We start from the raw sequence: 305 nt of genomic DNA on the forward strand, positions 1-305 counted from the left end.
ATTACCAAAATCTTCGGGCGATCCCATTTTCATCGATTTTAAATCTGTAATTAATTGTTCTTTTACCGCTGGCCATAAACTTTGTGGAATATATTCTCTTGATGCAGCTGAACATTTCTGACCTTGAAATTCAAATCCGCCACGCGTAATTCCTGTCACAACTTGTTTTATATTCGCACTTGGATGTGCTATAATAATATCTTGTCCACCAGTTTCGCCTACAATTCTTGTATAGGTTTTATATGTATGAATATTGTTTCCAATTTTTTTCCATATTTCTTTAAACACAAAAGTGGAACCTGTAT

At 33.8% G+C, this 305-nt stretch carries 1 protein-coding gene; it reads right to left on the bottom strand.

Going from position 1 to position 305, the window contains the following annotated elements; genetic code table 11:
• Positions 1-305 (bottom strand): aldehyde dehydrogenase family protein (locus tag WFZ85_RS16185; protein ID WP_342697276.1); only part of this gene is annotated, 305 nt, incomplete at both ends.

Origin of the sequence: Flavobacterium aureirubrum, assembly GCF_038739835.1 — a bacterium.
In the GTDB taxonomy this organism is placed as follows: domain Bacteria; phylum Bacteroidota; class Bacteroidia; order Flavobacteriales; family Flavobacteriaceae; genus Flavobacterium; species Flavobacterium aureirubrum.